This window comes from Pantoea sp. CFSAN033090 (assembly GCF_001264395.1).
Classification (GTDB): Bacteria; Pseudomonadota; Gammaproteobacteria; order Enterobacterales; family Enterobacteriaceae; genus Pantoea; species Pantoea agglomerans.
On the sequence record NZ_LGYX01000007.1, the window covers coordinates 314809 to 327971 of the forward strand.

The 13163-nt window shown below is 53.8% G+C and carries 11 protein-coding genes and 2 tRNA genes; 2 read left to right on the forward strand and 11 right to left on the reverse strand.

Annotation, left to right across the window (positions count from 1 at the left end; translation table 11 throughout):
• Window positions 1-10: 10 nt before the first annotated feature.
• The 9 genes from nusA to rlmE form a co-directional block, all read right to left on the reverse strand.
• On the reverse strand, window positions 11-1498 hold the full coding sequence (nusA, locus tag AFL22_RS08240; RefSeq protein ID WP_010251792.1) for a transcription termination factor NusA: 1488 nt from the start codon (window positions 1496-1498) through the stop codon (window positions 11-13).
• A 24-nt stretch (window positions 1499-1522) separates the two neighbouring features.
• Window positions 1523-1975 carry a ribosome maturation factor RimP gene (gene rimP / locus AFL22_RS08245; RefSeq protein ID WP_010251795.1) on the reverse strand — a complete coding sequence of 151 codons (453 nt, stop codon included), beginning with the start codon at window positions 1973-1975 and terminating at the stop codon, window positions 1523-1525.
• A 212-nt stretch (window positions 1976-2187) separates the two neighbouring features.
• Window positions 2188-2264: transfer RNA gene (locus AFL22_RS08250), tRNA-Met, on the reverse strand.
• A gap of 59 nt (window positions 2265-2323) precedes the next feature.
• A tRNA-Leu gene (locus AFL22_RS08255) sits at window positions 2324-2410 on the reverse strand.
• 37 nt (window positions 2411-2447) lie between these two features.
• The gene (gene secG, locus AFL22_RS08260) at window positions 2448-2786 is read right to left on the reverse strand and encodes a preprotein translocase subunit SecG (RefSeq protein ID WP_010251798.1); all 339 of its coding nucleotides are present in this window, start codon (window positions 2784-2786) and stop codon (window positions 2448-2450) included.
• A gap of 216 nt (window positions 2787-3002) precedes the next feature.
• Window positions 3003-4337 (reverse strand): phosphoglucosamine mutase, encoded by a 1335-nt coding sequence (glmM, locus tag AFL22_RS08265; protein WP_010251799.1) that lies wholly within the window; start codon window positions 4335-4337, stop codon window positions 3003-3005.
• Complete coding sequence (folP, locus tag AFL22_RS08270; RefSeq protein ID WP_010671999.1) at window positions 4334-5173, reverse strand: dihydropteroate synthase; 840 nt, start codon at window positions 5171-5173, stop codon at window positions 4334-4336. Before folP ends, glmM begins: the two co-directional genes overlap by 4 nt.
• Before the next feature lie 79 nt (window positions 5174-5252).
• Entirely contained in the window at window positions 5253-7178 is a 1926-nt protein-coding gene (ftsH, locus tag AFL22_RS08275) for an ATP-dependent zinc metalloprotease FtsH (protein WP_010251805.1), read from the reverse strand.
• Between the two features lie 113 nt (window positions 7179-7291).
• Complete coding sequence (gene rlmE / locus AFL22_RS08280) at window positions 7292-7921, reverse strand: 23S rRNA (uridine(2552)-2'-O)-methyltransferase RlmE (protein ID WP_010251807.1); 630 nt, start codon at window positions 7919-7921, stop codon at window positions 7292-7294.
• Window positions 7922-8048: 127 nt separating this feature from the next.
• On the opposite strand from rlmE, the gene yhbY reads away from it, so the two are divergent.
• Window positions 8049-8342 (forward strand): ribosome assembly RNA-binding protein YhbY, encoded by a 294-nt coding sequence (gene yhbY / locus AFL22_RS08285; RefSeq protein WP_010251809.1) that lies wholly within the window; start codon window positions 8049-8051, stop codon window positions 8340-8342.
• Window positions 8343-8450: 108 nt separating this feature from the next.
• On the opposite strand, the gene greA is transcribed toward yhbY, so the two are convergent.
• Window positions 8451-8927, reverse strand: coding sequence for a transcription elongation factor GreA (gene greA / locus AFL22_RS08290; RefSeq protein WP_010251811.1), 477 nt, complete (start codon window positions 8925-8927; stop codon window positions 8451-8453).
• A gap of 249 nt (window positions 8928-9176) precedes the next feature.
• On the opposite strand from greA, the gene dacB reads away from it, so the two are divergent.
• Entirely contained in the window at window positions 9177-10610 is a 1434-nt protein-coding gene (gene dacB, locus AFL22_RS08295) for a serine-type D-Ala-D-Ala carboxypeptidase (RefSeq protein WP_010251813.1), read from the forward strand.
• 63 nt (window positions 10611-10673) lie between these two features.
• Here dacB and AFL22_RS08300 read toward each other — a convergent pair whose 3' ends face one another.
• The gene (locus AFL22_RS08300; protein WP_052271172.1) at window positions 10674-12941 is read right to left on the reverse strand and encodes a TonB-dependent siderophore receptor; all 2268 of its coding nucleotides are present in this window, start codon (window positions 12939-12941) and stop codon (window positions 10674-10676) included.
• Window positions 12942-13163: the final 222 nt, after the last annotated feature.

Here is a 13163-nt window from a genome sequence, read left to right on the forward strand (position 1 = left end):
CTTCCTGTTATTACGCGTCATCGCCGAACCAGCAGATATTACGTGCGGCCATAATCAGCGCGCCGGCTTGTTCATCAGACATGCCTTCAATATCCGTCAGATCGTCAACACCTTGCTCAGCGAGATCTTCCAGCGTGCAAACGCCTTTCGACGCCAGGCGGAACGCCAGCGCACGATCGAGGCCTTCAAGATTCAGAAGATCCTCAGCGGGCTCCTGATTTCCAAGACTCTCTTCTTTCGCCAGTGCCAGGGTGGTTAACGCATTTTTTGCTCGTTCACGCAGGGCTTCAATGGTCTCTTCGTCGAGGCCGTCGACTTCCAGCAGCTCGTTGATTGGCACGTATGCCAGCTCTTCCAGCGAGGAGAAGCCCTCTTCCACCAGTACGGTGGCGAACTCTTCGTCGATGTCGAGATGTTTAGTGAACATATCGATCGCTGCATGTGCTTCAGCCTGATGCTTAGCCTGCAGATCATCGACGGTCATCACGTTCAGCTCCCAGCCACTCAGCTGTGAAGCGAGACGCACGTTTTGGCCGTTACGGCCGATCGCCTGAGCCAGATTGCCAGCTTCTACGGCGATATCCATGGTGTGGTTATCTTCATCAACCACGATTGACGCCACATCGGCCGGAGCCATGGCGTTAATAACAAACTGCGCCGGGTTATCGTCCCACAGCACGATATCGATACGCTCGCCGCCCAGTTCACTGGAAACTGCCTGAACACGCGCGCCGCGCATGCCCACACAGGCACCCACCGGATCAATACGTTTGTCGTTGGTTTTGACTGCAATTTTAGCGCGCGAACCCGGATCACGAGCAGCGGCTTTAATTTCAATCAGTTCTTCGCCAATTTCTGGCACCTCGATGCGGAACAGTTCAATCAGCATTTCTGGTTTAGAACGCGTCACGAACAGTTGCGCGCCACGCGCTTCCGGACGTACAGAGTAGAGTACGCCACGAATACGGTCGCCTGGACGGAAGTTTTCACGCGGCAGCATATCTTCGCGCAGAATCACCGCTTCGGCATTGCTGCCTAAGTCGAGGGAGATGTTGTCGCGGTTAACTTTCTTCACCACGCCCGTGATAATTTCGCCTTCCTGCTCACGGAACTGATCAACCACCATTGCGCGCTCAGCTTCGCGCACTTTTTGCACGATAACCTGCTTAGCGGTCTGGGTGGTGATACGGTCAAAGGTGACCGATTCAATCTGATCTTCGACATATTCGCCCAGATTGAATGCTTCATCTTCGAAGCGGGCCGCATCCAGCGTGATCTCGCGCGTCGGCTGTGTCACCTCTTCTACGATTTCCCAGCGGCGGAAAGTATCGAAATCGCCACTGCGGCGATCAATGCTGACGCGTACCTCAATTTCCTGCTCGTACTTTTTCTTGGTCGCAGTCGCCAGCGCGCTCTCCAGCGCTTCGAAGATTTTCTCACGCGGCAGGGCTTTTTCGTTAGAAACGGCTTCTACAACAGCTAAGATCTCTTTGTTCATCCTGGTTAGCCTCAATCCGGACTTTTAAAAGTGGGGGACCAGGTTCGCTTTCTGAATATTACTCAGTGCGAACACTTCATCGCTACCCTCAACGTGCACCGTGATCATCTCGCCATCAACTGACTTAATGGTTCCCTGCCATTTACGGCGGTTCTGCACGGCCATACGCAACACCAGACTCACTTCTTCACCCATAAAGCGGGTGTAGTGTTCTGCAGTGAACAGAGGACGATCGAGTCCCGGTGAAGAGACTTCTAGGTTGTAAGGGACCGTAATGGGATCTTCAACATCCATTACCGCACTTACCTGGTGGCTGACATCGGCGCAATCATCGACATTGATGCCATCTTCACTATCAATATAGATGCGCAGGATAGATGTGCGACTACGAACGAATTCAATTCCAACCAGTTCGTAACCCAGCGCTTCTACGGGAGCCGATACCAACTCTGTCAATTTTTGCTCTAATGTGGACAAGCCCACCCCCAAGACATAAAAAAAGGGCCTATAGCCCAGTATTACGATTCGCTAATAACAAAAAACCCCGAATATTCGGGGCTTTTAATCACTGGACCCTGTATGCCGCAATGCGGCCCGGACTCCATCCAAAGAATTTTCTTTCAAAAAATAACCGTGAATGCGTCCGTCGATGCATACAGTATATTTGAAAAAGAACTCAAAGGGAAAATTGGTTGCGGGGGCCGGATTTGAACCGACGACCTTCGGGTTATGAGCCCGACGAGCTACCAGGCTGCTCCACCCCGCGTCCGAAAACGTGGCGAATAATACGCCAGACCTGCATAAAATGCAAGGGATACTGCTATTTGGTACCGAGGACGGGACTTGAACCCGTAAGCCCAATCGGGCACTACCACCTCAAGGTAGCGTGTCTACCAATTCCACCACCACGGCACTGCACTGACCACAACGATTCGTTGTGCTGACGACCTTACTTAGGAATATCGCTGCCCGGCGTTACCGGTTGAGCTGGCTTTTCAGTCTGTTGAGAAGACTGTGCCGGCGCAGAAAGATTTTCCCACTCGCTTCCTTTAGACGCTTTATTGCTGTTCAGATTACCCAGAACCAGGCTGATGATGAAAAACAGCGCTGCTAAGATGCCGGTTGTACGAGTCATGAAATTACCTGAGCCCGAAGAACCAAACACCGTACCGGATGCGCCTGCACCGAATGAGGCTCCCATATCAGCGCCTTTGCCTTGCTGCAGCATGATCATACCCACGAGGGCGATAGCTACAATAAGGAAAACTACTAAAAGAGCTTGGTACATATCATCCTGTTCCTTGCACGGTAATCGTACAGTTAAAGCTTCAACCAGTATTGATGGGGAGTCTCGTCATCACCCATCAGAAGCGGGTGTGAATACTAACCAAAGGCGCATATCTCTGCAAGTGCAATTTTTACTACCCCTACTGTTTGCAGAAAAAAACGCCATCCCGGTGATTTTACAGGCAGTTCAGCACTCTGCAGACCGCCTGTTACGGTTTTAAACGGCCTTGACCTGGTCGGCGATGCGATTCGCCAGTTCGGTAACCTGCGCCTCATTTTCGCCTTCGACCATGACACGAATCAATGGCTCAGTACCTGATTTACGCAGCAGAACGCGTCCGCGACCCGCCAGCGCTTTTTCCACTTCGGCCGTGACAGCTTTTACCGCGTCACTCTGAAGCGGATCATGTTCGCCCGCAAAGCGTACGTTAACCAGAACCTGCGGCAGCATCTTCATGCCACTACAGAGATCGTGCAGGCTCATGTGGTTACGCACCATCGCAGTGAGCACTTGCAAACTTGCAACGATACCGTCACCGGTTGTGGTTTTATCCAGCAGGATCACGTGACCGGAGTTCTCTGCACCGAGACGCCAGCCCTTCTCCTGCATCTTTTCCAGTACATAACGGTCACCGACTTTGGCACGGGTAAACGGAATGCCAAGCTGTTTCAGCGCTAACTCCAGCCCCATGTTACTCATCAGCGTACCCACGACGCCGCCGCGTAACTGTCCCTGACGCAGGGCTTCACGCGCAATGATGTAGAGGATCTGGTCGCCATCAACTTTGTCACCCAGATGGTCAATCATCATGATGCGATCGCCGTCACCGTCGTAGGCCAGGCCGATATCAGCCTTCTCCGCCAGCACGCGCTGCTGCAGCAGTTTGAGATCGGTGGCACCGCACTCTTTGTTGATGTTCATGCCGTCTGGCTGGACACCGATAGCAATCACCGTCGCGCCCAGTTCACGTAATACATTCGGCGCAATGTGGTAGGTGGCGCCATTGGCGCAGTCGACCACAATTTTCAGGCCATTCAGATTCAGTTCGCTGGGGAAAGTGCCTTTGCAGAACTCAATGTAACGCCCTGCTGCATCCACAATACGGCTGGCACGACCTAACTGCGCTGATTCAACACAGGTAATCGGCTTTTCCATCTCCAGCTCAATCGCCTCTTCAACGTCGTCGGGCAGTTTGGTGCCCTCGGACGAGAAGAATTTAATCCCGTTGTCGTCAAACGGGTTATGTGACGCTGAAATCACAATGCCCGCCTCTGCGCGGAAGGTACGGGTCAGATAGGCGATGGCTGGTGTCGGCATCGGGCCGGTAAAGGCGGCCGTCAGGCCTGCTGCGGCGAGACCGGCTTCCAGCGCGGACTCCAGCATATAACCAGAGATACGGGTATCTTTACCGATGATGATCTTCTTTGAACCGTGGCGCGCCAGCACTTTACCTGCGGCCCAGCCCAGCTTCAGGACGAAATCGGGGGTGATGGGTGCTTCACCGACTTTGCCACGAATGCCGTCTGTACCGAAATATTTACGATTACTCATGATACTCCTTTTGCTCTTCGGGTCGCTTCGACCACGCGCATCGCTTCAGCCGTCTCTTTTACATCATGGGCGCGAATAATCTGCGCGCCCTGCATAGCAGCAATCACCGCGCAACTCAGGCTGCCGGTTAAACGCTGTGACGGGCCGACGTTTAACAGCTGGCCAATCATCGATTTACGCGACATCCCCACTAACAGCGGCAGGCCGAAGTGGTGAAAATCGCCAAGATGAGCCAGCAGTTCATAATTGTGGCTGAGATTTTTACCGAAACCGAAGCCCGGGTCGAGTATCAGACGCTCTTTTTTAATGCCCGCTGCTTCGCAGCGCGCTATCTGCTGAGCGAAGTAAGTGTCCACTTCGCTTAAAATATTTTCGTAAACCGGTGCCTGCTGCATGGTGCGCGGTTCGCCCTGCATATGCATTAAACAGACGGGCAGCCCGGTCGAGGCGGCGGCTTCCAGTGCTCCGGGTTCAGAAAGCGAACGCACGTCGTTAATGATGTGAGCACCCACTCGCGCGGCTTCCCGGATGACATCAGCTTTAGAGGTGTCCACTGAAATCCAGACTTCGAAACGCTGGGCAATGGCATCAATGACCGGAATCACCCGCTCCAGCTCCTCCTCCACACTCACTTCATCCGCGCCAGGACGGGTTGATTCCCCACCCACATCGATGATGGTTGCGCCTGCATTGACCATCTCATTGGTATGCGTCAGCGCATCGACCAGCGCGTTATGCTTTCCACCATCTGAAAAGGAGTCCGGCGTGACGTTAAGAATGCCCATCACATGTGGAAAAGATAAATCGAGATGGGAATCACGGGCGAACAACTTCATAGCGGAAACTCCTTGCTGATCAATATCTGGATGTAAAAAACCCCGGACCAGCCGGGGTTTTGTCTGACGATGTTGCGTCTTATTTGTTGTACTGCTCTGACATGGTATTGCCTGGGTTTGGCGTACGCGGTTCATCAACCGGACGTGGCGCCTTTGGCGTACCGTTGCTGTCTGAGTTGCTGCCTGGATCTTCCCAGCCCGCTGGCGGACGCACTTCGCGGCGTGCCATCAGGTCGTCGATCTGCGGTGCATCAATGGTTTCATACTTCATCAGCGCGTCTTTCATCGCGTGAAGGATGTCCATGTTCTCACCCAGAATCTGACGAGCACGCTGGTAGTTGCTGTCGATCAGGTGCTTAACTTCCTGGTCGATGATGCGGGCCGTTTCATCAGACATATGTTTCGCTTTCGCGACAGAACGTCCGAGGAACACTTCACCCTCTTCTTCTGCATAGAGCAATGGACCCAGTTTTTCAGAGAAGCCCCACTGCGTTACCATGTTACGCGCCAGATTGGTCGCAACTTTAATATCGTTGGACGCACCGGTAGAAACACGTTCTGCACCGTAGATGATCTCTTCTGCCAGACGACCGCCGTAAAGCGTTGAGATCTGGCTTTCCAGTTTCTGACGGCTGGCGCTGATCGCGTCGCCTTCAGGCAGGAAGAAGGTCACACCCAGTGCGCGACCGCGCGGGATAATCGTTACTTTATGAACCGGGTCATGCTCTGGCACCAGGCGACCAATAATGGCGTGGCCTGCTTCGTGGTAGGCAGTTGACTCTTTCTGCGATTCCGTCATCACCATGGAGCGACGTTCCGCACCCATCATGATTTTGTCTTTCGCTTTCTCGAACTCTACCATCGAAACCACACGCTTGTTTGAACGGGCCGCGAACAGCGCTGCTTCGTTAACAAGGTTGGCCAGATCGGCACCCGAGAAGCCTGGCGTACCACGTGCAATGATTGCTGCATCAACATCAGTTGCCAGCGGCACACGACGCATATGCACTTTCAGGATCTGCTCACGACCGCGAACATCTGGCAGGCCAACAACAACCTGACGGTCAAAGCGACCTGGACGCAGCAGCGCAGGGTCCAGTACGTCAGGACGGTTAGTTGCGGCGATAACGATAATACCTTCGTTACCTTCGAAACCATCCATCTCAACCAGCATCTGGTTCAGCGTCTGCTCACGTTCGTCATGTCCACCGCCTAAACCGGCGCCACGCTGACGACCGACTGCGTCGATCTCATCGATAAAGATGATGCACGGAGCCGCTTTTTTGGCCTGTTCGAACATGTCACGCACACGGGATGCACCGACACCGACAAACATTTCCACAAAGTCAGAACCGGAGATGGTAAAGAAAGGCACCTTCGCTTCACCGGCAATCGCTTTTGCCAGCAAGGTTTTACCGGTACCCGGTGGCCCCACCATCAGAACGCCTTTTGGAATCTTACCGCCCAGCTTCTGGAAACGGCTTGGCTCACGCAGATATTCCACCAGCTCAGCAACTTCATCTTTCGCTTCGTCACAACCTGCTACGTCGGCGAAAGTGGTTTTAATCTGGTCTTCCGTCAACATGCGGGCTTTGCTCTTGCCGAAGGACATCGCGCCCTTACCGCCGCCGCCCTGCATCTGACGCATAAAGAAGATCCACACACCGATCAGCAGCAACATCGGGAACCACGAAATGAAGATTGAAGCCAGCAGGCTTGGTTCTTCCGGCGGTTCGCCAACCACTTTGACGTTTTTGGTCAAGAGGTTATCGAGCAACTTGGGATCGTTGACAGGAATGTAGGTCGTGTATTTATTGCTGTCTTTTTTAACGACGTTAATTTCACGCCCGTTAATACGTGCCTCGCGGACCTGATCCTGGTTCACTTCCGACAGGAAGGTTGAATAATCAACCCGACGGCCATTCGACTCGCTGGGCCCAAAGCTCTGGAATACTGACATCAGCACGACCGCGATGACTAACCAGAGAATCAGGTTTTTCGCCATGTCACTCAAGGGATTAACCTCATATTACAACGGTGTTAACAGATAGCGTAGGGTACTATAGATCCCGCATACATGGAATCGCAGCAAAACTGCGGACTTCTCCAGCAATTTGGTTATAGTTTGCGCCCAGTCGCCACAATATACACTTCACGTGAACGTGAACGCGAAGCGTCCGGCTTACGAATTTTCACTTTCGTAAACAGGGAGCGAATTTCCCGCAGGTATTCATCGAAGCCATCTCCCTGAAACACTTTCACTACAAAACTGCCGCCAGGTGCCAGGATATCCCGACACATCTCCAGCGCCAGCTCGACTAAATACATCGACCGGGGAATATCTACGGCAGGTGTACCACTCATATTCGGCGCCATATCGGACATGACAACCTGAACTTTTTGATCGCCAACGCGTTCAAGCAGCGCATTGACCACCGATTCTTCACGAAAATCGCCCTGAAGGAAATCGACACCGACTATCGGATCCATTGGCAGGATATCACAGGCAATGACTCGCCCTTTGTTCCCAATTTGCTGTACCACATATTGCGACCAGCCTCCGGGTGCAGCACCCAGATCTACCACGGTCATGCCGGGTTTGAAAAGCTTGTCACCCTGTTGTATTTCATCAAGTTTAAACCAGGCGCGCGAACGCAACCCTTTTTTATGCGCCTGGAGCACATATTTATCGCTAAAGTGTTCCTGAAGCCAGCGGCCGGAGCTGGCCGAACGCTTTTTACCCGTCATAATATTTCCAACTAAATCGTCATCGTAGCGATAAACCTGCACGCAATGGGTTGCGTCGATTTGGTGATATACCCGAGATGGCGGTAGAATGAACCGTTTTCAATCCCTGAGTAAGTAAAAAACTACGATGAATCTAAGTACCAAACAAAAACAGCACCTCAAGGGCCTCGCCCATCCGCTCAAGCCAGTGGTTATGCTGGGTGGCAATGGCCTGACTGAAGGCGTGCTGGCCGAAATCGAGCAGGCTCTGTCGCATCACGAACTGATCAAGGTAAAAATCGCCTCGGAAGATCGTGAAACGAAGCAGCTGATCGTTGAGGCTATCGTGCGTGAGACCGGTGCCAGCAACGTACAGGTGATCGGCAAAACGCTGGTGCTGTATCGCCCCTCTAAAGAGAGCAAAATTTCTCTGCCACGCTAAATGTGGGCAAAGAAAGTGACATGCTCTTACCTCAGATAAAAGGCCGCAATGCGGCCTTTTTCCTTTCTTTACATTGTGCTTTAACGCTTTTCAAAGCGTAGCAACATCTTAAAGGTATTCCACCTTCAGGATTTCATACTCAACGTCGCCGCCCGGGGTTTTCACGATAGCCACGTCATCGGCCTCTTTACCCACCAGGCCACGCGCCATCGGCGAATTGACCGAAATCAGATTTTGCTTAAAGTCCGCTTCGTCATCGCCCACAATGCGATACGTGGCTTCTTCGTCGGTTTCGACGTTCAGCACGGTGACGGTTGCACCGAAAATCACGCGTCCGGTTTTCGGCATCTGAGTGACGTCGATAACCTGCGCATTGGAGAGTTTGGCTTCAATCTCCTGAATACGGCCTTCGCAAAAACCCTGCTCTTCACGCGCAGCGTGATATTCCGCGTTCTCTTTTAAATCGCCATGTTCGCGTGCATCAGCGATAGAGGCGATAATGCGCGGGCGCTTCACGGTTTTCAGCTCGTTCAGCTCTTCGCGCAATCTTTCAGCGCCTCTTAACGTCATCGGAATCTGATTCATTTAAGCTCCTCGCCATCTTTCCTGTTTAACGATGTCATCCTGACCGGTGACTGCAGAAAAAAGCGTTCTGCGGCGCATTAGCCCGTTTTTGCAAATAAAAGAATCCTGACCCGGAGATGCTTCCAGGCCAGAAAAGAGTTTTGCAATTTGATACGTATTTTACCCCAGAGTTCCCTGCGGGTCATCGTTTACTTTGCACCGTCCAGCGACGTAGTATTGACGCCCTCACCTGCCAGTTACCGCGAGATTATGCGATTTTCACGACTTGTTACCGGATTAAGCTGCGCATTTATGCTGCAGGCACACGCAGCGCCAGTTGATGAATACATGCAGTACCTGCCAGACGGCGCCAATCTGGCGCTGATGGTACAAAAAGTAGGCGCATCAACACCGATTATTGATTATCACGGAAAACAGATGGCCCTGCCCGCCAGTACCATGAAAGTGGTGACGGCGCTGGCAGCATTGCTGGAGCTGGGTGGCGACTTCCGTTTTCAGACCACTTTTGAGACTCGCGGCGCCATTATCGATGGCACCCTGAACGGCGATTTAGTTGCACGTTTCGGCGGTGATCCCACCTTAAGCCGTCAGGATCTGCGCAACATGGTGGCGGCGATAAAGAAGCAGGGCATTAACCATATCAAAGGCAATCTGGTTATCGACACCTCCGTTTTTGCCAGTCACGATATGGCGCCGGGCTGGCCGTGGAACGATATGACCCAGTGCTTCAGTGCTCCGCCGGGTGCGGCAATCGTTGATAAAAACTGCTTCTCGGTGTCGCTCTACAGTGCTAATACGCCGGGTGAGAATGCCTTTGTACGTATCGCCTCCTATTATCCGGCGCATATGTACAGCCAGGTGCGCACCATTGGCCGCAACAGCGGCGAAGGGCAATATTGCGAGCTGGATGTGGTGCCGGGCGAGCTGAACCGCTACACCCTCACGGGCTGTATGCGTCAGCGCGCGGAACCGCTGCCGCTGGCATTTGCGGTGCAGGATGGCGCGGCCTGGGCTGGCGAAATCCTCAAGGCGGAACTGCGGTCGTCTGAGATTGACTACAGCGGGCATCTGGTGCGACAGACGCAGGTCACCGAACCGGGTACCGTGCTGGCATCGACCCAGTCCGCGCCGCTGCATACGCTGCTGCACACCATGCTGAAGAAGTCAGACAACATGATTGCCGACACGGTGTTCCGCACCATTGGTCATCACTACTTCAATGTGCCCGGCACGTTCCGCGCCGGGCAGGATGCCGTTCGCCGCATCCTGAAAGCCAAAGCTAATGTCGACATGGGTAATAGCATTCAGGTGGATGGTTCAGGTCTCTCCCGCCATGACCTGATTTCGCCGCAAACCATGATGCAGGTATTGCAGTTCATTGCGAAGAATGACAACACGCTGGATTATATTTCGATGCTGCCGCTGGCAGGTTACGACGGCACGCTGCAGTATCGCGGCGGGCTGCATGAGGCGGGGCTGGATGGCAAAGTCTCGGCGAAAACCGGTTCACTGCAGGGCGTCTATAACCTGGCGGGCTTTATTACCACCTCCAGTGGCGCGCGGGTGGCGTTCGTTCAGTTCCTTTCCGGTTATGCGGTCCCGCCGGAAGATCAGCGTACCCGCCGTATTCCGCTGGTGCGATTTGAGAGCCGTCTCTACCGCGATATCAATCAGAACAACTGATTATTCAGTTATAAAAAAAGCGCAGCGGCCAGATCAACCGCTGCGCTTTTTATTGCCCGTCCATCAGAAGCGGGTATTCACGCTCATATACCAGGTGCGGCCCGACTCGTTAAAGGTATTGGCCCCAGCGCCATAGAGCCACGCTCCGGTGGTGGCATTGCCGGTGGTCTGCGCGTTGCCCTGCCGGAAATGACGCTTGTCGAACAGGTTGTCGATACCCACGGTGACGCTGGCATATTTATTAACGTCATAGGTGCCGCTCATGCCCACAACCGAATAGGGGCTCACCTGATCGGTGGCGCTACCGGTGACGGCGTTACCTTTATAGTCATATTTCTTCGGTACCTGTTTACCGTACCAGGTCAGGGTTGTTTGCAGGGAGAGGTCCTGCATCGCCTGCCAGCTCAGCGTCGAATTGAGCGTATATTCCGGAATAATCGACAGACGATCGCCGGTCTCTTTATTCTTACTCTGCAACATGTAAGTGAAGTTATTGTTCCACGTCACGTTGTCAGAGAACGGCACATTGACCGTGCCTTCCAGCCCCTCGACGACTGCTTTGGGCACATTTTCCCATTTGTAGATGTCGGTTTTGCCGTTAGATGCGGTGCCGGTTGGCGCCGTGCCAGCCTCGATCTTGTTACGGTAGTCGTTGCGGAACCAGGTCAGGCCCGCCTGGTAGCCATCGCGCTTCCATTCGACCCCAATCTCTTTATTGATGCTGTTTTCCGCTTTCAGATCGTCATTACCCATCAGATAACAGGCACCGGCACTGGCGGCACAGCCCTGACCGTTGCTGTAGAGCAGATAGTTCGGGTTGGTCTGATAGAGGCTCGGGGCTTTATAGGCGCGCGCAATACCCATTTTCAGTGTGAACTCATCGCCTAATCCCTGTGACAGGTTGAGCGACGGACTCCAGTTATCGCCGACAATCGAATGGTGATCGAAGCGCAGGCCCGGCGTCAGCATGGTGCTATCGGTCAGCTCAATATTGTCTTCGGCAAACAGCGAGAAGATTTCCGCCTGTGAATAGGGTGTGCGGCCGGTCGTAGCGATACCGGGAATCGACCCGTAGCTGGCGGCCTGAGTCGTCGATGAAGGATCCTTCATCCGCTGCTGATTCCATTCCGTCCCGAAAGTCGCGGTCTGGTTCACCAGCCATTCAAACGGCACGCTGACCTCACTGTGCAACAACACATCATCCAGCTGGATGGTATTGAAGTTGCTGTTGGCGAAGATGCCTTCGGTGCCGCCCGCCAGCCCCTCATTCAGACGCGCGTTGCGGGTATTCTCATATTGCGCGTAGGTATTGGTGCTGATGCCATTATCCCAGGCACCGGTCCACTTAACAGAAAAGTTCTGCCGATAGAGCCGGTTGGTCTCTTCACCATATTTGCTTTTCACCAGGGCGTTGGTATTGGTGTTCTGCGTGTCCCCGGCATAGAGGTTGCCCTGACGACTGTAACCGGCCCCCACTTCCAGCGTCTGCATCGGCGCAAATGCCCAGCGCAGCAGGCCATGAATATCTTTGTTGATCGAGCCTTCCCGGCCCGCCGGGTACGATCCGGCGTAACTGCCGGTGCGGTCTGCGGCGTGCCCTTCATTAATGTCGTAAGCATCAGCCTGCGTTTTTGCCAGTCCGCCATAGAGCCGGAAACTGACATCCTCGCCCAGTGGCCCTTCAAGGCTGAAGTTTGTGCGACGGGTCGCGCCCTCCTCCTTGTGTTCCGGCACGTTGTAATAGGCGCTCCATGAGCCGTGCCACTGATTATCCATCTCTTTTTTGGTGATGATGTTCACCACGCCGCCCGCTGCACCGTTACCGTAACGAGCCGCTGCCGGACCGCGGATTACCTCAATGCGATCAATGATCTCTGGCGGCACCCAGTTAGTGTCGCCGCGCGTATCACGCTCGCCACGCCAGCCAAGCCGAACCGCGTTGCGGCTGGTCACCGGCAATCCATCGATCAGAATCAGGGTATTTTCCGGCCCCATGCCGCGGATATCGATCTGGCGATTGTTTCCGCGCTGGCCGCTGGTGGAGTTACCGGTCAGATTGACGCCAGGCATGGTGCGAATAATTTCGGCGACATCGCGTGCGGGTGGATGTTTTTTAATTTCGTCGGCGGTGATGGTCGACACGCCAGGTGCCTGCAACGTCTGCTCGGCGGCGGTCACCATCATGGTGTCGTCGTGGAGGGTATCGGAGGGGCTGCTGTCGATAGCCGGTTCGCGGGTGGCTTCAGCAGCCACGGCACCGGCAGAAATGAGAGAGGCGGTGAAACCCAGTTCAATCATAATGGCTAACGAAAGCCGGGATAACTTTTTCATTTTTCTGTTCCTGGAGTGCCGGCGAGGATGCCACTGCCGGCGTGCCGGTAAAAAAGTAATAACCTTGCCTGCAACGTTTTCCCCTTGTCGCCGGGCCAGCGTCAGAACCGCTTTGCATCAGTCTGAAAGCCGGTGCGGCAGAGAGAATGCGCGCGCTCCCTGTCGGGCGGAAACACCCTATTGCAAATGCAAATAATTATCAATACTATTATTCATAACATG

Excerpts from the sequence above, each read along its gene's own strand:
- dacB (WP_010251813.1), top strand. The coding sequence starts at position 9,177 with ATGCGATTTTCACGACTTGTTACCGGATTAAGCTGCGCATTTATGCTG.
- greA (WP_010251811.1), bottom strand. The coding sequence starts at position 8,927 with ATGAATCAGATTCCGATGACGTTAAGAGGCGCTGAAAGATTGCGCGAA.
- yhbY (WP_010251809.1), top strand. The coding sequence starts at position 8,049 with ATGAATCTAAGTACCAAACAAAAACAGCACCTCAAGGGCCTCGCCCAT.
- rlmE (WP_010251807.1), bottom strand. The coding sequence starts at position 7,921 with ATGACGGGTAAAAAGCGTTCGGCCAGCTCCGGCCGCTGGCTTCAGGAA.
- nusA (WP_010251792.1), bottom strand. The coding sequence starts at position 1,498 with ATGAACAAAGAGATCTTAGCTGTTGTAGAAGCCGTTTCTAACGAAAAA.
- secG (WP_010251798.1), bottom strand. The coding sequence starts at position 2,786 with ATGTACCAAGCTCTTTTAGTAGTTTTCCTTATTGTAGCTATCGCCCTC.
- folP (WP_010671999.1), bottom strand. The coding sequence starts at position 5,173 with ATGAAGTTGTTCGCCCGTGATTCCCATCTCGATTTATCTTTTCCACAT.
- AFL22_RS08300 (WP_052271172.1), bottom strand. The coding sequence starts at position 12,941 with ATGAAAAAGTTATCCCGGCTTTCGTTAGCCATTATGATTGAACTGGGT.
- glmM (WP_010251799.1), bottom strand. The coding sequence starts at position 4,337 with ATGAGTAATCGTAAATATTTCGGTACAGACGGCATTCGTGGCAAAGTC.
- ftsH (WP_010251805.1), bottom strand. The coding sequence starts at position 7,178 with ATGGCGAAAAACCTGATTCTCTGGTTAGTCATCGCGGTCGTGCTGATG.